Genomic DNA, 18,333 nt, shown 5'->3' on the forward strand with positions numbered 1-18,333 from the left:
GCCCCAGGGCGAGCGCGTCCGAGACTAGCTCGCCCGACCGGACTATTCCAAGCGAAATATACGAGACGACGCTCACTGTCGCCGCGGTCCGGCTGTCGGGGCGTGGTCGTAGGCTGAGCCGCGATGAACTCCCCCACCGCGCTCCGACTGGGACCGGCCGCCGCCGGCCGCTGCCGGCGCCGCGTGCACCTGGACCACGCCCCCGGCGCACCGAAGCAGCAACGCACCGGCCCGGACGTCGGGGTCAAGATGCGATTGGCCGACATGCAACTGCACGCGGCTGACGTTCTCGCCGGGTTCCCGGCGGCGGCGACCGGCTGGTCGCCGAAGTCCGGCGAGCGGCCGGCCATCGTGCTCGGTCCGACGCTGCGCACGCCGACCAGAATCGGTACCCCGGACCTGCTGATCGCCGCCGACGGCGGCTACCTTCCGGTGATCGTTCGTGGGCACCGCACGCTGGATCCCGGTAGCGGCGCGCTGACCTCCCCGGTGGACGATCCGGACACGGCGACGGTGGATGCGAAGCGCCGGCTCCGCAAGCATCCGCTCGACGTGCTGCAGCTGGCCCACCTGTACACGATGCTGACCGAGTTGGGCCTGGCCTCATCGACCGCCCGCGGCGGCGTGATCGGGCGCGGCGGCGGGCCCGACGGCGACGACGGCTCGGTGATCGTCTGGCACGATCTGGCGGCAGCGCTGCCGGACTACGCCGAGCGGTTCGCCGACCGATGGGCGGTCGCCCGGGCCGCCGAGGACGGCGGCGAGCTCGCCTTCCCATCGCGGATCGCCGAGTGCCGACGGTGCCCGTGGTGGCCGGTCTGTTCGGCCGAACTCGAGGCCTCGCACGACATCTCGCTGCTCGCCGCCGGCTCGGACGTGCAATTGCTGCACGACGCCGGGATGACGACCCTCGACGACCTGGTCGCAGCGCCGCAGTCCGAACTCGATGCCCTGCAACTCACCTCGGTGCCGCCGACGGAGGCCAGGATCAGGGCCAAGGCCAGGCTGGACGGCGTGCCGCTGGTCCGCCGGCGCAATGATCCGGCCGCCCGCCGGGCCGATGTCGAGCTGGACGTCGACATGGAGTCGTACCTCGATGCCGGCGCCTACCTGTGGGGAACCCTGCTCTCCGGCGCCGATATCGGGTTCGACCGCGACTACCAGGCCTTCGTCAGCTGGGACGGGCTGCCCGGCCCCGGTGAGGCGGACGCCTTCGTCCGGTTCTGGCAATTTCTCACCGAGGTACGTACCGCTTGCGCCGCACGGGGTTTGAGCTTCGCTGCGTACTGCTGGTCACGAGCGGCCGAGGAACGCTGGCTGTACTCGACGCCCCGCCGGTTCCCGGAGACGGTCGGCATGCCCACCGTCGAGGAGATCACCGCGTACTGCACGTCACCCCAGTGGATCGATCTGTACGCCGAGGTCAAACGGCAGTTCGTGGTGCCGGGGTCCATGCGACTCAAGGCGATCGCACCGATCGCCGGCTTCGCCTGGCGGGACGCCGAACCGGGCGGCGAGAACTCGATGGCCTGGTACCGGGCCGCGGTCGGCGCCGACGGGTTGCCGCCCGACCCGGCGATGCGACAGCGGGTGCTGGAGTACAACGAGGACGACGTCCGGGCCACCGCGGCGATCAGGGCCTGGATGAGCGACGGGGCCGCCGCTGTTCCGACGGTGGCCGAGCTGACGGCGCAGCTGGACGGGACCGCTTCGCGCGACGCGGCTACGGCCGATCCCTAGCCTTCTGGTTGAGGTCCTGACGGGCATCGTTGACGATGCCTGCGAGATCGGTAGCGCTGGGTAGGGCGGGCCGAACGTCGTCGGGCAATGCCCGGTAGGTAGACACGGCCAGGGGCGTGGTCAGGCCGCGGACTGCGTATTCGACTGCCACATCGTCTCGGTCGGCAGCGAGCAGGATGCCGATGGTAGGTCTGTCGCCGTGCTCGGTGTTGCGGAGCCGGTCGTCGACGACGTTGACGTAGAAATTCAGCTTGCCGATGTGTTCTGGCTGCGCGGCAACGGCTTTCAATTCGAACACAACGAATGCGCGCAGCCGCAGGTGGTAGAACAGCAGGTCGATGAAGTAATCGCTGGCGCCGACGGTCACCTTGTACTGGCGCCCGACATAGGCGAACCCGGTGCCCAGCTCGGCCAGGAACCTGGTGAGACGGTTGACCAGCGCGTCCTCCAGGTCCCGCTCGCTGTGGTGCGGGTCCAGTGCCAGGAAGGCCAGGACATAGGGGTCTTGGACGATCTCGCGGGTCTGGTCCGAGTCGGCCGGCGGGAGGACCTGCGGGGAGTTGTTCGGGGCGGCGCCGACCCGCTTGTGCCGTTCGGTGGTGATGTGGTGGGTGAGGACCGGCGTCGACCAGCCGTGTTCGACGTCCTGTGCTGCATACCAGTCGCGAGCGGCAGGGTCCGGAACCTTGTCAAGGAGGGTCGTGATGTGCCGCCACGGCAATTGCGCAACGGGCCGTTGCGCGATTGAGTCTGGGTAGCGGTCGGCGAAGGTCCGCATGTAGACCAGGCTGCGTGCACTGAATCCGCGCATGCCTGGGAACTCGGCGCGGAGATCGGTCGAGAGCCGGTCGATGACCCTGGTCCCCCAGCCGTCCGCCCGCTGGCTCTCCAGGATCCGCGGGCCGATCGCCCAGTACAGACCGATCAGCTCGGTATTCACCACCCTGGCCGTCCGGATTCTGGCCCGCGCGACCTCAGCCTTCACCGCCGCCAGCAGTCCGCCGTACCCGTCAGGTAGCCGATCGATCTCCGTCACCCCGACTCACCTCTCCTGTCCAGTAGTTCCAGCAGGTCCATGCGGGTCGCAGTGCCCCCGACCACCGACACCCGGGCGGTCGGGCCGTCGGCGGAAGTCGCGGGACCCGGACGCGGGTGGCGTTGTCGCCAGGTCGGCGATCGGGTTCCCCTCGTAGCGTGGAGACCCACGCCGGCCCGGGATGCGTGGGAGGCTGAGGAGATGCCGGAACTGGAGCCGAAACCCACATCAGCCGCCCGGATCACGCTGTCCCGGATCATGACCGTGGTCGAGACCAACCTGCTGGGCACGGTGCACGGCGGCGTCATCATGAAGATGGTCGACGACACCGCCGGCGCCGCCGCCCAGCGGCATGCCGGTGGCCCGGCGGTGACCGCCGCGATGGACGGCATGACGTTCCTGGAACCGGTTCAGGTCGGCGACCTGGTGCACGCCCATGCCCAGGTCAACTGGGCGGGCCGCACCTCGATGGAGGTCGGGGTCAAGGTGGTGGCCGAGCCGTGGAACCGGGCCGGCGAACAGGCGAAACGGGTCGCCACGGCGTACCTGGTGTTCGTCGCCGTCGACGCCGACGGTCAACCGCAATCGATCCCGCCGGTGCGGCCGGAGACCGCGGAGGACCACCGGCGGTTCCGGGAGGCGCAGATCCGCCGGGAGAGCCGGCTGGCGCGCCGCGCGGCGATCACCGCCAGTCGCGAGCAGTAGCGGCTCAGCCCACCGGCCCGAGAACCCGGTCCAGATAGGCGTTTCCGAACAGGTTCTGCGGGTCGACCGCCGCCCGTACCCGCCGCACGTCGGCGAATCGGGGGTATTTCTCGGCCAGCCGCGCCGCATCAAGGGTGTGCAGCTTGCCCCAGTGCGGCCGCCCGCCGGCCGCGGTCAGGATCCGCTCGGCGGCCAGGAAGTACTCGGCGAACGGCTCCCGGAAGTACCGGTGCAGGGCGATGTAGGCGCTGTCGCGCTGGTAGGCGGTGGACAGCCAGACGTCGTCGGCGGCGGCCACCCGGATCTCCAGCGGGAACGAGATCCGCCACCCGCGGGTGCCGATCAGCGCCCGGATCTCCCGGAGCACGGCCGGCAGGTCGGTGCGCGGCACCGCGTACTCCATCTCCCGGAACCGGACCCGCCGCGGCGAGGTGAACACCCGCTGGGACAGATCGGTGTACTGCCGCTGCGAGACCACTGCGGTGGCCAGCCGGTTGATCGACGGGATCACCGTCGGTGCCAGCCGTCCGGCGGCGCAGGTGGCCGCGAACACCCCGTTGCTGAGCAACTCGTCGTCGACCAGGCTGCGCCAGCGCGGCACCGGCGCAAGTTCGGCATCCGCCGGCAACCGGTGGTTGGCCTTGACCAGCGCCCGATCCGTGTGCGGGAACCAGTAGAACTCGACGTGATCGGCCGAGCGCATCCGGTCGTCGAAGCCGTCGAGCACCGCCTCGAGCGGCTCGGGATGTTCGTCGGCGGCCAGCGCGAACTGCGGCACGCACTGCAGGGTGACCTCGGTGATCACGCCGAAGGCGCCGAGCCCGATCCTGGCCGCCTGGAACAGCTCCGGCCGCTGCGAGGCCGAGCAGTCGACGATGTCGCCGTCGGCCAGGGCAATCCGCAGGCCGCGGACCTGGCCGGCCATTCCGGTGAAAGCCGTTCCGGTGCCGTGGGTTCCGGTGGAGATGGCGCCGGCGATCGATTGGGCGTCGATGTCACCCAGGTTCTGCACGGCAAGCTTGTGCGGGCCGAGCAGCGTCGGCAGGTCACGCAGCCGGGTGCCGGCACCGAGCGTCACCAGCCCACTGTCTGGCTCGACCGAGCGAACCCCGGACAGCAGGTCGAGCCGCACGCTGATCCCGTCGGTGACCGCGACCGGGGTGAACGAATGCCCGGCGCCCATCGGCCGGATCCGTTGCCCGGCGCGGACTGTCGCAACGATCAGCGCAGTGAGCTCCGCCTCGTTCCGCGGTGTGGCCACCGCGGCGAAGGTGGCGTCAGCCGACCTGCCCCAGTTCCGCCAGCGCTTCACCTAGAACACCTGGCCCTCTCCCCGGTAGGTCGGCCAGGTCTCGGTGACGGCGCCGTCGGCCACCAGATGCACCCGCTGGAGGTGTTCGGCCGGCTCGCCGGACTTGGCGTGCCGCAACCACACCTGGTCGCCGACCCGCAGCCGGCCCGCCGCCCGGCCCCGCACCGGTGTCTGCACCTCACCGGCGGCTTCGGCGGCAAGGTAGCGCAGCCCCGGGGGGTCGGCCAGCACCGGCAGCCGGTCGGCGCCCGGCGGGCCGGAGGCGATCCAGCCACCGCCGGCCAGGGTGGCAACGCGCCGGGCGGGGCGACGCACGACCGGCAGCACGAAGAACGACGCCGCTGACGGCCGGAAGGCCCGATAGTGGTCGAACAGGCCGGGTCCGAGCAGGCCGGAGCCGGCGGCGACCTCGGTCACCGCGTCCTCGGCCGCCGTGGTCTCCAGCGATCCGGTACCGCCGCCGTTGACGAACTCGAGGTCGGCAATGTCCCGCACGGCGGCCACCGCTGCTGACCGCCGGCCGGCCAGCTCGGCCGCGGATCGGCGTTGCATCGCCCGCACCACCCGGGCTCTCGGGCCACGCCCGGCGTTGCCGACGCCGGCGATCTGTCCCTCGTACGCCATGATGCCGACCAGCTCGAAGCCGGCGCGGCTGTGCACGGTGCGCGCCAGCGCGACCAGCGCCGACGGCGTGTGCACCGGCGACCGAAAGGCGCCGAGATGCAGGCCGGCGGCCGGCCGGTAGCCGGCGTCCAGTTCGATGCACACCCGGATCGTCGGCCGGCTGCCGGGCGGGCGGACCGCGTCGATCAGGTCCAGCTGCGCCGGATCGTCGATCATCACGGTGATCGCCGCCGCGGCCTCCGCCGTGTCGGCCAGCTCCGCCACGGCGTCCCGGTCGGCGGTCGGGTAGCCGACCACGATGTCGTCGAACCCGTTGCCGTGCAACCACACGGCCTCCGGCAAGGTGTACGCCAGCAGCCCGGCGAAGCCGGGAGTGTCGACCGTCCGCCGGATCAACGAGCGGATCCGGACCGACTTGGTGGCCAGCCGGATCGGCTTGCCGGCGGCCCGTCGCACCAGGTCCGCGGCGTTCGCCCGCAGCGCGGCGTCGTCGAGCACCCCGAACGGCGGCGTCAGCTGGGACACGGCCTGCCGCAACAGCTCCGGCGGCGTCGCCCACCGGGTCGCGCTGCCGGAGATCGTCGCTCGCGATGTGGTCACAGCTGGCTCGGCTCGGTCGCCGGGGTAGTCCGCAAGGACAGGTCGGTGGCGAAGGCGGCCAGCGCCGCGCGAGCCGTCGCAGCGTCCCGGTCGACCAGGAACTGCACCGTGAGCCCGTCCAGCAGGGCGATGACCTGGCGGGCCAACACCCGCACCGGCCGGTCCCACTGGAAACCGCGCACCTGCGCCAGCTCGTCGAGCACCCGGGCGATGCCGGCCGGGTATCCGGCATAGCGCTGCCTGGTCAGCTCGGCCAGCACCGGATCGCGCAGCGAGGTCACGGTGATCTCGTAGATCACCTGCTGGGCCTGCGGATCGGCCTCCACCAACTCCCAATAGGCCAGCAACGCGCGCTCGACGGCACCGGCCGCCGATCCGCGACGGTTCACCGTTGCCAGTGCCGCAGACACCTCGCGGGGCAGCATCCCGCCGACCAACTCCGCGAGTAGTTCCGCCCGGCTGTCGAAGCAGTAGTGGAAGACGCCCTGCGGCATGTCGGCTTCCTCGCAGATCGCCCGGGTGGTGGCACCCGCGACCCCCTCGGCGAGCAGCACCCGCCAGGCCGCGGCCAACAACTGCGTCCGACGCTCGGCCACCGGAATCCGCGTCATGCCGCTCGCCGCGCCATGGTCGACCATTTCATGGTCGCCACTGTGCGACACCGTCGATGCCCGGGTCAAGACTTTCTGGTCAATTGACCAAGTTGTTCGACCAGAACTATTGACCTTCGCCGCCGTTGGCCCGATAGTCCGTTGTCATGCGGAACCAGAGCGGGCCGGCCCGGCCGGCACCGGCAGCGCGCCGGACGCTGCGCCGGGCCCGAGGCGGCGCCGCGTTCTGCTTCGCCGCCCAAGGACTGGTGTTCGCCTCCGTGCTGACCCACCTGCCGGCGTTGAAAGACCGCTGGACCCTGGACGATCTGGCCGTCACCGGGCTGATGTTCGCCGTCGCGGTGTTGGCCGGGGCGGGATCCGCACTGGCCGGCCTGCTGGCGGCCAGGGTCGGGAGCGCCGTCACCCTCCGGTCGGGATTGTTGCTGGCGGCGGCCGGATTGACGGTCGTCGGTGTCGCCCCGGCGCTGTGGGTGCTGTTGGCCGGTCTGGCCGGCTACGGGTTGGCCGTCGGCCTGATCGACGCCGGCACGAACATGCAGGCCGTCGCACTGGAGGCAGAATACGGCCGGTCCATCCTGACCTCCTTCCACGCCGCCTGGAGCGTCGGCGGGATCTTCGGGGCGTTGGCCACCGCCGGCACCGCGGCACTGCACTGGTCGCTGCCGGCCGCGCTGCTGCCACTCGTCGTCGTTCCGCTGCTCGCCGCCGCCGCGCCCCTGTTGTCGTCGGCTCCCGGCTCCGGGACGGCGGTCGCCGGCGCAGCCGGCGATTCGACCGGACGTGTTGCCCTGGTGCCGATTCCGTGGCGTCCACTGGCGGTGCTGGGCGCCGCACTTGTGTTGTTCTACGTGGCCGACTCGGCGGCCTCGTCGTGGTCGTCGATCTATCTGCGCGACGTGCTGGCGGCGTCCGCGGCGGTGGCACCGCTGGCCTTCGGCGCCTACCAGGCAGCGAGCCTGTGCTCGCGGTTGAGCGGAGACCTGCTGGTCCGCCGGTACGGAGCGGTCGCCGTGGTGCGATCGGCGGCCGGCGTCGGAGTCGCCGGGTTGGTGCTGGTGGTGACCGCACCAGGGCCGGCGCCGGCGATCGTCGGATTCGCCGTGCTCGGCGCGGGAGTGGCGGTGGTCGCCCCGCTCACCTTCGCGGCGGCGGGCCGACTGGCCGGTCCCGGTCCCGACCGGCGCCGGGTCGACGCCCTGGTGGCCAGGCTCAACCAATTCAACTATCTGGGTTTCGTCCTGGGCGGGGTGCTGACCGGGTTGGTCAGCTCGGCCGGCAGTCTGCGCTGGGGTTTCGTCGTCCCGCTGGTCGGGATTGCGGCGATTCTGCCGCTGGCCGGCGCGTTCGCCACCCCGGTTGCCGCCCCGTCGGCCGCATCGTCAGCCGAGTCTTGACCATATTCGAGTCTTGACAATATTAACTGTCAAAGCCTAACGTTGACCCATGGACGACGTTCGGGTGCTGGTAGATGCGGCCGCCGTGGAAGTGGCGCTCGATCCGATCCGGGCCTCGATCCTGGACGCCTTACAGGAACCGGGATCTGCCGCCACGGTGGCGGCAGCGGTTGGCTTGACGCGGCAGAAGGTGAACTACCACCTGAATGCGTTGCAGGCCAACGGGTTGGTCGAGCCTGCCGAGGAACGCAGGTGGGGCGGTATCACCGAACGGTTCGTCCGTCGTTCGGCGCGCCACTTCGTGGTCGCTCCAGATGTATTGCACAGCACCACGATCGATCCGAACGAGGTCGCCGACCGCCTCTCGGCCGGGTATCTGATCGCGGTGAACGCGCGGGCGGTGTCCGAGGTAGCGGCGATCGCCGCCGGTGCGGCGTCCGGGTCGCGGGTGCCGACCCTGACCGTCGACACGGTGGTCGGGTTCAGCTCGCCGGAAGACCGTGCCGCGTTCGCTGCCGACCTGCAGTCGGCGGTCGGCGCGCTGGTCGCCCGCTATCACCACGACGACGGTCGGCCGCACCGGCTGACCGTCTCTTCCTATCCCCGACCCAAGGAGCCATCGTGACCACTCACGACCAGCCCGACCGGCCCGGCCGGGTCGAACACCGGACCGAGCACGTCCACGAGTTGGCCGCTACCCCGGAGCAGGTGTGGGACGCGATCGCCACCGCCGACGGCATCTCGGCCTGGATGGCGCCGACCCGGCTGGACCCGCAGATCGGCGGTGAGGTGTCGTTCGATCTCGGCGCGTTCAACTCGACCGGTGTCATCACCGACTACACACCGAACGTTCGATTCGCCTACGAGGAACCGTGGCCGATCGCCTCCCGTGCCGAGGACATCCCGCCCGGGATGCGCGAGTGGTTCGCCACGATCGGCGTGCCGCTGTCGGAGGTCTACCGCGACCTGGCCACGGCCGGCCCGATCGCCACCGAGTTCCTGATCGAGGCGGCGTCCGGCGGCAGTTGCGTGATCCGCGTCGTCACGAGTGCCTACGGGAGCGGTGCGGATTGGGAGAACGAGTTCTTCGCCGAGATGGTGGCCGACTGGGGCGCAACCCTGGACAACCTCGCCACCCGGTTCAGCAAGGCTTCCGACCAGGCACTGCCATGACCGTCCCCGCCGCCGTCACCATCACGCCGGTCTGCGTTGCCGACCTGCTCGCCGACGGCGAGCGGATGCCGGTCTACGTGCACGTGATCGACCACCCCGAGGCGCGCGTTCTGGTCGACACCGGCCTGACGCGGTTGCATCCGGCGGTGGCCGACCTCGATCCCCGACTCCGCCCATTGAACGAGCAGAACTTCGACCTCGCCGGCATCGACATCGTCGTGAACACCCACCTGCACTTCGACCACTGCGGCGGCAACCACCTGTTCGCCGGCCGGCCGATCTATGTCCAGCGCCGGGAGCTCGACGACGCGCGCAACGAGCACGACTACACCATCCGCGAGTGGGTCGACGCGCCCGGCGTGAAGTACCTGCCGGTCGACGGCGAACGCGAGCTGCTTCCCGGGCTCCGGCTCGTCCCGGCGCCGGGCCACACCCCCGGCACCCAGATCGTCGTCGTCGAGACCGGCGCGCGCCCGGTCGTCGTCGGCGGCGACGTGGCGGTCTGGAGTGGCGAACTCGACGATCCGCGCACGGAAGGCCAGCTACTGGTGCGGGCGCTCGAGCCCGAGCTGGTCTGGCTCGCACACCAGCACGACCCGTGGCGACCGCGCTCCGGCTGAGCCCCCGGATGGCTCCACCGAGCCTTCCCGCTTAGGCTGTCGGATGCCCGTTCGGCGCCGTTCGCCGGCATCCGGTCCGGTCCGGGCACCGAAACGCCTGGGCTGACGGAAGGAGCGGAGTGTTCGGCAAGAAGAAGCTCTCGGCCGCCGAGTCCATGGATGCCATCACCGAGGCGCTGGCGGACGCCGAGTCCGCGCGGCGCTCGGCGCAGGACGCCGCGGCCCGCGCGCTCAAGGCAGCCGATAACGCCGAGCTGAAGGCCGTGAAGGCCACCGCAAAGGAGCAGAGCAAGGTGGACAAGAAGGCCGAGAAAGCCGCGAAGGCCGCCCGCAAGGCGGATCTCAAGTCGGCCAAGGCGCTCGCCAAGCAGGCCAAGAAGGGCGACAAGGCCGCTGCCGAGGCCGCCAAGAAGGCGACCGAAGCCGCCAAGAAGACCCCGCAGTCGTTGTTCGACAAGGCGACCGACCCGAAGGCCGCCCGGCGGGTGGTGACGGCGGCGAAAGTGATCGGCCCGGTGCTCGCGCCGTTCGCGCTCAAGGCCGCTACCTCCACCCGCGACTACCTGGACAGCCGCAAGGCCACCCAGCTCGGCGTCAGCCCTGCCGAGGTGGGCGCCTATCGCGGGGCGACCGGCAAGGTCGAGGCGCGGCTGGTCGGCCTGAAGCGGTCGATCGCCGACCTGCGCTCCCGTCGGTCCGGCGATCTGCAGGTCACCCGCTTCGCCGACGTGGCCACCGGCCGGATCACCGACCTGACCTCGGCGGTGCGGGCGGCCGCATCGATGCCGTCCGGGCGACGCCGGGCGACGATCTCCGCCGTCAACCGGGAGCTGGACCAGATCGACGCCGACCTGATGACCTTCCTGGTCGGTCGCTGACCCACCGCCTCCCTCGGCAAACGCAACCGCGGACCGACCCGCCCGGCCGGCCGGGTCGGGCGGCCATCCCGGTAGCCTGAGCTGCGTGTTGGAACCCACCTCGATCCGCTGGCGGCGGATCCGGGGTGGGCTTTTCGCTGCCGTGTCCGCGGAGCTGGCGGCGCTCGGGCACCTGATCGGCGGTGGCGAATTCCCGCATCCGTCGACCGTGCTCGCCGCCGGGGCGCTGGTCGGGCTGGGCGCTGCCGGGCTGGCCCGTCAGCAGCGGGGGTTCTGGGCGATCCTCGGTCCGCTCGCCGCCTCCCAATTGTTGTTCCACGCCCTGTTCAGCCTGACCGGTCACGGCGGTGAACTGCAGCTCGGCCGGATGGTCGTGTTCCACCTGGTCGCCGCTGTCGGCTCGGCGGCGGTGCTGGCCGGCGGCGAACGGGCGCTGTTCCGCTGCGCGCAACTCCTGCGCCGGACGGTGCTGCGGCTCGCGCCGCTGCCGACGCTGGTGGCCGCCGGCATCCACTGGGCGGCCGGACCCACCGACCAGCTCCGCCCGTTGCTGCTGCGGGTCGCCCGGGCGCACGGCCGCCGCGGACCGCCCGTACTGCTCCGTCCCTGAAACCGGTCGGCTCGCCGAGCCGCCCGCCCGATCCGGCAGCCCACCGCTGCCGGATAGTCCCGTGCGCCCCGCGATCGAGCGGCATCGCCGGTGACGAACCCGAGCGACGAACTACAGGAGCAGAACGACCCATGCGATCCCCCACCCGAGCAGCCCGGCTGCTGACCGTCGGCGCGCTGACCGCCGCGACCCTGGTGATCGGCGCCGGCGCGGCGTCGGCACACGTGACAGTCTCACCGTCGACCGCGGAAGCCGGCGGGTACGCCGTGCTGACCTTCCGCGTCCCGAACGAGTCCGACACGGCCGGCACCGTCGGACTCACCATCCACTTCCCCACCGACACCCCGCTGGCCTCGGTCCGGTACCAGAACGTCCCGGGCTGGACCGCCAAGGCGGTCACCGAGCAACTGCCGAAGCCGGTGACGGAGGGCGCGATCACCATCGACAAGGCCGTCACCTCGGTGACGTTCACCGCCGCCGGCGGCACGAAAATCGCGCCGGGCGAGTTCGCCCAGTTCGACCTCTCGGTCGGTCCACTGCCGGACGTCCCGGCCCTGTCGTTCCCGACCGATCAGACCTACGACGACGGTTCGGTGGTGAAGTGGGCCGACAAGACGGTCGCCGGGGCCGCCGAGCCGGACCATCCGGCACCGACCGTCACGCTGACCGCGGCCGCCGACGACACCGCCGGCCACTCGCACTCTGCTGACGCGACCGTCCAGGCCACCCCCGAGGTCGGGCAGGCCGCGGTCGCCGTCGGCAGCGCCGACACCCTGGCCAGGGTGCTGGGCATCGTCGGCATCGTGCTGGCGGCGCTCTCGCTGTTCGTCGGTGCGCTCGGGCTGCGACGCAGGTCGGCGGGGCCGGGCCGGCGGGTGTCGAGTCCGGCGAGCGCCGAGGATGATGACCGGTCATGACGATGACGCAAGTACTGGACCCGCAGCCGACGAGCTGGTGGCGGCGCGGGTTGTCGGCCGGGGCCGCCGTGCTGCTCGCGCTGCTGATCGGTGTCGGGCTGGCCCTGCCGGCCTCCGCCCACAACACCTTGACCGGGTCCGATCCGGCCGACGGCAGCACCGTGTCGGCGGCGCCGACCACCGTCACGCTGACCTTCGACCAGCCGGTGCAGAACTACCAGCCGGTGCTCACGGTGACCGGCCCGAACGGCAACAGGTTCAGCGCCGGCGAGGCGACGGTGCAGTCGAACACCGTGTCGGTCGCGCTGGACGGGGCCGGACCGGCCGGCGAGTACATCGCCGCCTACCGGGTGGTCTCGGCGGACGGGCACCCGGTGAGCGGCGAGATCCGCTACACGCTCGCGGCCGGGGCCGCAGGGACCGCCACCGGTTCGCCGGCACCGGCCGGCAGCACCCCGTCGGCGGCCGCCGGTGACGGCTCGTCAGGGTTGGGCGTCTGGCTCTGGATCGGCATAGCGGTGGCCGCCCTGCTGGTGATCGCCGCGGTCGTGGTGATCCTGCGCTCGGTGTCGGGATCGAAATCGGAGGCCGGGGGGACCGAGGCCGACCGCTGACCGGGACAACCCCGCTACGCCCCACCGGGACAACCCCGCTACGCCCCCACCGGGACAACCCCGCTACGCCCCAGCGGGACAACGCCGCTACGGCTGACCGGGATGGCGTAGCGGGGTTGTCTCACTTCGCCTTGTCATGGTGCTTGCGGCCCAACAGGATCAGATGCAGAACGGTGGTGACCGCGGAGATGACGATCGCGGCGATCACGGTCTGCAGGAACCCGCCGAGGTCGAGCACGTCCGAGATCCCAGCGGTGATGGCCAGCAGGATCGCATTGACCACGATGGAGAACAACCCCAGGGTGATCACGTTCAGCGGCACGGTCAACAGCCGCAGGATGGGGCCGATGACGGCATTGACCAGTCCGTAGAGCGCGGCCAGACCGATCAGCGCGAACGAGCCGTACTTGATGTGCACATCCGGGATCAGCCACGCGGCGACGCCGAGCGCCACGGCGAGAATCAGCCACATGATCAGTACCCTGCGCACCATGGTCCGAGGGTCCCATCTGCGCCTACCCGGGACGTCACCCGATATGGATGATCAGCCGAGGACAACACCGGGAGCCAGGAGATTCGCCGAGACCACCCTGTTCGGATGAGGCCTCCCGCCGGTCGACCATCGGACGCTTGATCGGGACCGAAGGGATTGAGGTGGCCCAACTTCAGTACGAGATCAGAATCGGTGGGGTGGTCGACCCCGCGGATCTGGACGCCCTTGAGGGCCTGCGCATCTCGGTCGGTAAGGAGTTCACCTCGGTGACCGGTTGGTTCGATCAGTCCGCGCTACACGGCCTGATCGTCAGGATCGGTGCTTTGGGTCTGGAGCTGATCGAGATCCGCCGGGTCCGATCCGTGCGTCGCCGCCCGGAAGGCTGAACTCCGGTCGGGCCGGACGACGCCGTCCACTCGACGGGACCGGCACCGGTACCGGCAGGGCTCGTCGCTGTCCCGGCGCCCACAGGGCCGCCAGCGCAGCGACGGTGAGCGAGACCATGGCGACCAGCCGAATCCAGGCAACGAGATCCGCGGTCACGACGGCGAGAATGGCGTGCGTCGCCTCCGGTGACCTCGCAGGTTTGCTGACGGCCGTCAGGGCAAATCTCAGCAGCACACCGACAACGACGGTGCCGCACGCCAGGGCCGCCGACGCATGGGCAGCGCCGCGCCGCCGGTCGGCGGCCATCACCACGGCGCCGATCAGGGCGCACAGCGCGCCGGCGCTCACTGCCGTCGACCATCGGATCAGCTGTGCGTAGTGGGCCCTCAGCGTGGCGACGTCAGCGGCAGGTATCAGCACGTATTCGGCAGAGCCGGTCGGGATCCCTGCCGCCCAGGAATGACCTTGTGCCACCAGTCGTTCACGGACCTGCGCCAACACCGGTTCGAGTTGCAGCGCAATGTTTCCCGCCGGGTCCAGCAGGTTGCCCTGACCGTTCATCAGCTGGACGAACTGGTGGTGGGCCGTGCGATTGAGCTGCTCCCAGACGGTGGCGAAGCCCGGGGCGGTCAGCACGTCCCCGACCACTCGCCCGACGAGGTCACGGATGCCGCCGTTCAGCGCGTCGAGCGCGGCGATGACGGCATCCGTGACGCGGTCGGGGACATCGCGCGCGGACAGGAATTCGGCAACCTGGTCGGAGGCACCGAGGTTATCCACTGCCGTCATCACGGCCGTGACCAGTCGGTCCTGCAGGGCCGCGATGACCTCGGGATCGGTGGCCAACGGGGCGACCGCCCGCACGTAGGCGTCGTCGTCGGTGACGACGGTCCTGGCCCAGTTCGCGACCAACGCCACCGGGCCGAGAACGGCCCCGATGAGCACGAGCATCCCGGCCACCCAGGTTCGAACCCGATGCCTGGACGGCGGTCTGGGTGCCACCGCGCCCCCCGGCCCCGCACCCGTCGACGCGGTGACCACGGTGGGTTCCGCCGGGTGTCAGGCCGGAACCACGTAGGCCCGTACGGACAGCGACCCGTTCTGCAGAATGTCGTGCGCCTTGTTCACCTGCTCGGCGGTGCCGTGCACGACCACCAGGTACCGGTCGGCCTTCAATTCGTTCTCGTAGACCGGGATCTCGTCCTTCGGGACGCCGAGACCGACCAGCGCGCCGAGCCCGGCCCCGAGGCCCGCCCCGACCAACGTCGCCGCCAGCCAGCCGCCCGCGGCCACCCAGCCGATGCCGGGTAGCCACATGAATCCCAGCAGCAACCACCCGCTGATTGCGCCCCAGAACGCTCCCCACGCACCGAAATGCCCCGCTTCGCTGCCCTGCGGTACCCAGCCGTGTATTTCCTTCTCGTTCTTGACACCCTTGCCGACGATCGACACATGGTTCGCGTCGAACCCGGATTGCTGCAGGGCGTTCAGCGCGATGAGCGCGGTGTCGTGGTCGGGGTAGACCGCAATGGTCGAGTTCTTCTCTGCCGGGTCGACGTCCGCCATATTCCATCCTCTCGATCACAGTTAGTCCCGTCCGCCTTCAGGATCGGCGCCCGGGACCTGGCCCCTGGATTGTTGTCCGCCGATGGTCGCGCTGGGCTCACCCGAGCTGGATGAGTTCGCCGCGGCAGCGGGACTCACCCGTGCTAGGTGAACCAAACCGGCCGGAGAACTGCTCGGATGCTCTCATGAACACACCCCAGCCACCGCCGGCTCCGGCCCGGACGTTCGGTCTGCCCCGCGGCGTGCTGATCATGCTGGGGCTCGCCTCCATGGTCATCGTGCTGTTCGGCATGCGGCAGGTGGCGGGCATCCTGGCCCCGATCTTCCTGGCGCTGTCGCTGACCATCACGGTCTACCCATTGCGACCACTGCTGCAGCGGCACGGCGTCCCCCGTTGGCTGGCGACGCTACTGGTGATTCTCGGCGTCTATCTACTGCTGGTCGGTCTGATGTTGGCCTTCATCCTGGGGGTGGCCCGGTTGGCCGATCTGCTGCCGGCCTATGTGCCGCAGATGCAGCAGCGGATCGCCGACCTCCAGTCCTGGCTGACCGGCCTGGGCGTTGGCCACGACCAATTGCAGAATGCCCTCAAGGGCCTCAACCCGGGCACCATCATCTCGTTGGTCGGCGGCATCGTCGGCAGCCTGATGAACGTATTGTCGCTCTTGGTCTTTGTCGTCACCCTGGTGCTGTTCATGGGGATCGACAGCGCGGTGTTCACCACCCGGATGGAGAAGGTCCGCGGGGGCCGTGAACAGGCGTTGTCCGCCTTGACGTCGTTCGCCTTCGGGACCCGGAAGTACTTCATCGTCTCCACGATTTTCGGCGGAATCGTGGCTGTTCTCGATTGGTTGGCCCTGGTCATCCTCGATGTGCCTGCGGCGCTGCTCTGGGGCGTGCTGGCGTTCGTCACCAACTACATTCCCAATATCGGGTTCCTGATCGGCGTCATCCCACCGGCGCTGCTGGCTCTGCTGACCGGCGGAGTGGGTCGGATGGTCGCGGTGATCATCGTCTACTGCGTGCTCAACTTCATCATCCAGTCGGTGATCCAACCGAAGTACGTTGGCGATTCGGTCGGTCTGACGACGACCGTCAGCTTTCTGTCGCTGATCGTCTGGGCGTACGTGCTCGGCCCGCTGGGCGCCATTCTCGCCGTCCCGATGACCTTGTTGGCCAAGGCACTACTGGTCGACGTCGATCCGGAGACCAAATGGCTTCAGTTGTTCCTGGGCGACGAGCCCCACCACGAGTCCCGCAAGCAGCGTCGCGCCGGTGCCGCCGCGGCGAGTGCGGGCCGCTCGGACGACGGCGCAGCGCCCGAGGACGATCACGCAGGTTGACACCCGATCACCCACTCAGGATGAGCACGGCGTCACTCTGTCGACTCATGCTGAGGGAGGCCTGCGAACCCGACAGGTCGGTTCGACAAGTAGTTCGACGAGTAGAGAGACGAGGGATCTTCGATGGCAACACTGTCAGTCTGGAAATTCGAAACGCCGGAAGGCGCGGAACAGGCCGAGGCGGCTGCGCTGGATCTGCAGACCCGTGACCTGATCAGAATTCAGGACGCCGCGGTGGTCAGTTGGGAGATCGGCAAGAAGAAGCCGAAGACCAAGCAACTCAACAGCCTCACCGGTGCCGGCGCACTGGGCGGAACATTCTGGGGAATGCTGTTCGGGCTGCTGTTTTTCATCCCACTGATCGGCGCCGCCGTCGGCGCCGCGATGGGCGCTCTCACCGGGGCATTCACCGATGTCGGCATCGACGATTCGTTCATCAAGCGAGTGCGGGAGAAGGTTGTCCCCGGCACCTCCGCGCTGTTCATCATGACCACGGACGCCGTGGTCGACAAGGTCGCCGAAGCATTCCGCGGGGTCAACGCGGAGCTGATCGAGACCAATCTCAGCGAAGCAGAAGAAGCATCGCTGCGGGCGGCTTTCGCCGAGGGGTGAGCCGCACAGTTCAGATCCGTCCGGCAGCGGGGTGATCCGCTGCCGGACGGTCGTATTCGAGCTCCGGACTCCGATGAGTCGGTGGCCGACGAAGGGACAGGGCATGACCGTTGAATTGACCACCTGGCGCGATGGCGCCACCAAGTCGGCAATCGTCGATTTCGTCGCACGGGTGACAGATAAGAGCGGCTCGGACTTCGTACCCGCCGAGGAGCGGATCGCGGTGTTCGACAACGACGGCACACTGTGGCCAGAGAAACCACTGGTGATCCAATTGGATTTCACGGTGCGTCGATTCGGTGAGCTTGCCGAGCAGGACCCGGAGCTCCGGACCGTACAGCCCTATCAGGCCGCTTACGAGAAGAATCTCGGGTGGCTGAGCGAGTCCGTGATCAAGCACTATCGCGGCGACGACTCCGATTTCGCACTCGTACTCAAGGCGGTGCCGAAGGCTTTCGAGTCGGTCACCGTTGAGGCCTACGACGCGAAGGTGCGGGAGTTCTTCGTCGATGCAGCAAATCCGCAGCTGAAACGGCCGTACCTGGCCTGCGGGTATGGGCCGATGGTCGAGCTCCTGCGCTACCTGGAGGACAACGGCTTCACCACCTACATCGCGTCCGGCGGGGACCGGGACTTCATGCGCCCGATCGCCGGCACGATGTACGGCATCCCGCCGGAACGCGTTGTCGGCAGCGCCGTCGGTCTCGGCTACGACGATGACGACGGCCGGAGCAACCTGCTGTACAAGGGCGAGATGGACTTCTTCGACGACGGACCGGAGAAGCCGATCCGGATCTGGAGCCGGATCGGGCGCAGACCGATCCTGGCCGTCGGCAATTCCAACGGCGACATCCCGATGCTCAGCTTCGCCGGCGGACCGGATCTGCCGGCGCTGCGGCTGCTGCTCAAGCACGACGATGCCGAGCGGGAGTTCGACTACATCAAGGGTGCCGAGAAGGCGCTCGAGCTGGCGGACGCCCAGGACTGGACAGTGGTCAGCATCGCCAACGACTGGGCGAGCGTCTTCGCCGACGTCGATTAAGGTTGCGTCGAAGCCCAGCCCCACGACAACGGCCCCCGGGAACATCCCGGGGG

The 18,333-nt window shown here is 69.7% G+C and carries 20 protein-coding genes; 13 read left to right on the forward strand and 7 right to left on the reverse strand.

What is annotated here, in order from left to right:
• The first annotated feature begins 123 nt into the window (after positions 1-123).
• Positions 124-1,740: a TM0106 family RecB-like putative nuclease gene (locus K340_RS31675; RefSeq protein ID WP_051266938.1), complete on the forward strand. Its 1,617-nt coding sequence runs from the start codon at positions 124-126 to the stop codon at positions 1,738-1,740.
• Here the strand turns inward: K340_RS31675 and K340_RS0119595 are convergent.
• Complete coding sequence (locus tag K340_RS0119595; RefSeq protein WP_029137951.1) at positions 1,724-2,776, reverse strand: PDDEXK nuclease domain-containing protein; 1,053 nt, start codon at positions 2,774-2,776, stop codon at positions 1,724-1,726. The two genes, K340_RS31675 and K340_RS0119595, sit on opposite strands and share 17 nt — an antisense overlap.
• A 201-nt stretch (positions 2,777-2,977) precedes the next feature.
• On the opposite strand from K340_RS0119595, the gene K340_RS0119600 reads away from it, so the two are divergent.
• Positions 2,978-3,481, forward strand: coding sequence for an acyl-CoA thioesterase (locus K340_RS0119600; protein ID WP_029137952.1), 504 nt, complete (start codon positions 2,978-2,980; stop codon positions 3,479-3,481).
• Positions 3,482-3,485: 4 nt separating this feature from the next.
• Here the strand turns inward: K340_RS0119600 and K340_RS0119605 are convergent, their stop codons facing one another.
• Genes K340_RS0119605 through K340_RS31680 form a run of 3 tightly spaced genes read right to left on the reverse strand, consistent with a single transcriptional unit; the run spans position 3,486 to position 6,628 of the window.
• A complete protein-coding gene (locus K340_RS0119605; protein WP_029137953.1) occupies positions 3,486-4,793 on the reverse strand; it encodes a D-arabinono-1,4-lactone oxidase in 1,308 nt (435 codons plus the stop codon).
• Positions 4,794-5,996, reverse strand: a complete 1,203-nt coding sequence (locus tag K340_RS0119610; protein ID WP_051266960.1) for an amino acid deaminase/aldolase — start codon at positions 5,994-5,996, stop codon at positions 4,794-4,796.
• Between the two features lie 17 nt (positions 5,997-6,013).
• Positions 6,014-6,628 carry a TetR/AcrR family transcriptional regulator gene (locus K340_RS31680; protein ID WP_161632144.1) on the reverse strand — a complete coding sequence of 205 codons (615 nt, stop codon included), beginning with the start codon at positions 6,626-6,628 and terminating at the stop codon, positions 6,014-6,016.
• A gap of 146 nt (positions 6,629-6,774) precedes the next feature.
• On the opposite strand from K340_RS31680, the gene K340_RS0119620 reads away from it, so the two are divergent.
• The 8 genes from K340_RS0119620 (at position 6,775) to K340_RS0119655 (ending at position 12,837) form a co-directional block, all read left to right on the forward strand.
• On the forward strand, positions 6,775-8,025 hold the full coding sequence (locus K340_RS0119620; RefSeq protein ID WP_029137955.1) for an MFS transporter: 1,251 nt from the start codon (positions 6,775-6,777) through the stop codon (positions 8,023-8,025).
• A gap of 49 nt (positions 8,026-8,074) precedes the next feature.
• A complete protein-coding gene (locus K340_RS0119625) occupies positions 8,075-8,650 on the forward strand; it encodes an ArsR/SmtB family transcription factor (protein ID WP_029137956.1) in 576 nt (191 codons plus the stop codon).
• Entirely contained in the window at positions 8,647-9,198 is a 552-nt protein-coding gene (locus K340_RS36285; RefSeq protein WP_051266942.1) for an SRPBCC family protein, read from the forward strand. Before K340_RS0119625 ends, K340_RS36285 begins: the two co-directional genes overlap by 4 nt.
• Positions 9,195-9,818 (forward strand): MBL fold metallo-hydrolase, encoded by a 624-nt coding sequence (locus K340_RS0119635; protein ID WP_029137957.1) that lies wholly within the window; start codon positions 9,195-9,197, stop codon positions 9,816-9,818. Before K340_RS36285 ends, K340_RS0119635 begins: the two co-directional genes overlap by 4 nt.
• A 119-nt stretch (positions 9,819-9,937) precedes the next feature.
• Positions 9,938-10,696 (forward strand): DUF6474 family protein, encoded by a 759-nt coding sequence (locus K340_RS0119640; RefSeq protein ID WP_029137958.1) that lies wholly within the window; start codon positions 9,938-9,940, stop codon positions 10,694-10,696.
• Positions 10,697-10,781: 85 nt separating this feature from the next.
• Positions 10,782-11,306 carry a hypothetical protein gene (locus tag K340_RS34565; protein WP_029137959.1) on the forward strand — a complete coding sequence of 175 codons (525 nt, stop codon included), beginning with the start codon at positions 10,782-10,784 and terminating at the stop codon, positions 11,304-11,306.
• A 131-nt stretch (positions 11,307-11,437) separates the two neighbouring features.
• Positions 11,438-12,223 (forward strand): YcnI family copper-binding membrane protein, encoded by a 786-nt coding sequence (locus tag K340_RS31695; protein ID WP_037365813.1) that lies wholly within the window; start codon positions 11,438-11,440, stop codon positions 12,221-12,223.
• The gene (locus K340_RS0119655) at positions 12,220-12,837 is read left to right on the forward strand and encodes a copper resistance CopC family protein (protein ID WP_211229552.1); all 618 of its coding nucleotides are present in this window, start codon (positions 12,220-12,222) and stop codon (positions 12,835-12,837) included. Before K340_RS31695 ends, K340_RS0119655 begins: the two co-directional genes overlap by 4 nt.
• Before the next feature lie 121 nt (positions 12,838-12,958).
• Here K340_RS0119655 and K340_RS0119660 read toward each other — a convergent pair whose 3' ends face one another.
• From K340_RS0119660 to K340_RS0119670, 3 genes are all read right to left on the reverse strand, one after another.
• Positions 12,959-13,330: a phage holin family protein gene (locus tag K340_RS0119660; RefSeq protein ID WP_029137961.1), complete on the reverse strand. Its 372-nt coding sequence runs from the start codon at positions 13,328-13,330 to the stop codon at positions 12,959-12,961.
• 309 nt (positions 13,331-13,639) lie between these two features.
• On the reverse strand, positions 13,640-14,668 hold the full coding sequence (locus K340_RS0119665; RefSeq protein WP_029137962.1) for a hypothetical protein: 1,029 nt from the start codon (positions 14,666-14,668) through the stop codon (positions 13,640-13,642).
• 108 nt (positions 14,669-14,776) lie between these two features.
• A complete protein-coding gene (locus K340_RS0119670) occupies positions 14,777-15,283 on the reverse strand; it encodes a general stress protein (RefSeq protein ID WP_029137963.1) in 507 nt (168 codons plus the stop codon).
• A 185-nt stretch (positions 15,284-15,468) separates the two neighbouring features.
• Here K340_RS0119670 and K340_RS31700 point away from each other — a divergent pair, with 185 nt between their 5' ends.
• The 3 genes from K340_RS31700 (at position 15,469) to K340_RS0119685 (ending at position 18,280) form a co-directional block, all read left to right on the forward strand.
• The gene (locus K340_RS31700; protein WP_245599649.1) at positions 15,469-16,626 is read left to right on the forward strand and encodes an AI-2E family transporter; all 1,158 of its coding nucleotides are present in this window, start codon (positions 15,469-15,471) and stop codon (positions 16,624-16,626) included.
• Positions 16,627-16,749: 123 nt separating this feature from the next.
• Positions 16,750-17,238: a DUF1269 domain-containing protein gene (locus tag K340_RS0119680; protein ID WP_029137964.1), complete on the forward strand. Its 489-nt coding sequence runs from the start codon at positions 16,750-16,752 to the stop codon at positions 17,236-17,238.
• Positions 17,239-17,341: 103 nt separating this feature from the next.
• On the forward strand, positions 17,342-18,280 hold the full coding sequence (locus K340_RS0119685) for an HAD family hydrolase (RefSeq protein WP_029137965.1): 939 nt from the start codon (positions 17,342-17,344) through the stop codon (positions 18,278-18,280).
• Positions 18,281-18,333: the final 53 nt, after the last annotated feature.

Source organism: Nakamurella lactea DSM 19367, from assembly GCF_000426645.1.
Lineage (GTDB): Bacteria > Actinomycetota > Actinomycetes > Mycobacteriales > Nakamurellaceae > Nakamurella > Nakamurella lactea.

Bases quoted from the DNA above. Each gene is read 5' to 3' on its own strand.
- K340_RS0119600 (WP_029137952.1), top strand. From the start codon at position 2,978: ATGCCGGAACTGGAGCCGAAACCCACATCAGCCGCCCGGATCACGCTG.
- K340_RS31675 (WP_051266938.1), top strand. From the start codon at position 124: ATGAACTCCCCCACCGCGCTCCGACTGGGACCGGCCGCCGCCGGCCGC.
- K340_RS31700 (WP_245599649.1), top strand. From the start codon at position 15,469: ATGAACACACCCCAGCCACCGCCGGCTCCGGCCCGGACGTTCGGTCTG.
- K340_RS0119625 (WP_029137956.1), top strand. From the start codon at position 8,075: ATGGACGACGTTCGGGTGCTGGTAGATGCGGCCGCCGTGGAAGTGGCG.
- K340_RS0119665 (WP_029137962.1), bottom strand. From the start codon at position 14,668: ATGCTCGTGCTCATCGGGGCCGTTCTCGGCCCGGTGGCGTTGGTCGCG.
- K340_RS0119655 (WP_211229552.1), top strand. From the start codon at position 12,220: ATGACGATGACGCAAGTACTGGACCCGCAGCCGACGAGCTGGTGGCGG.
- K340_RS0119680 (WP_029137964.1), top strand. From the start codon at position 16,750: ATGGCAACACTGTCAGTCTGGAAATTCGAAACGCCGGAAGGCGCGGAA.
- K340_RS31695 (WP_037365813.1), top strand. From the start codon at position 11,438: ATGCGATCCCCCACCCGAGCAGCCCGGCTGCTGACCGTCGGCGCGCTG.
- K340_RS0119620 (WP_029137955.1), top strand. From the start codon at position 6,775: ATGCGGAACCAGAGCGGGCCGGCCCGGCCGGCACCGGCAGCGCGCCGG.
- K340_RS0119660 (WP_029137961.1), bottom strand. From the start codon at position 13,330: ATGGTGCGCAGGGTACTGATCATGTGGCTGATTCTCGCCGTGGCGCTC.
- K340_RS0119670 (WP_029137963.1), bottom strand. From the start codon at position 15,283: ATGGCGGACGTCGACCCGGCAGAGAAGAACTCGACCATTGCGGTCTAC.
- K340_RS0119685 (WP_029137965.1), top strand. From the start codon at position 17,342: ATGACCGTTGAATTGACCACCTGGCGCGATGGCGCCACCAAGTCGGCA.
- K340_RS0119635 (WP_029137957.1), top strand. From the start codon at position 9,195: ATGACCGTCCCCGCCGCCGTCACCATCACGCCGGTCTGCGTTGCCGAC.
- K340_RS31680 (WP_161632144.1), bottom strand. From the start codon at position 6,628: ATGACGCGGATTCCGGTGGCCGAGCGTCGGACGCAGTTGTTGGCCGCG.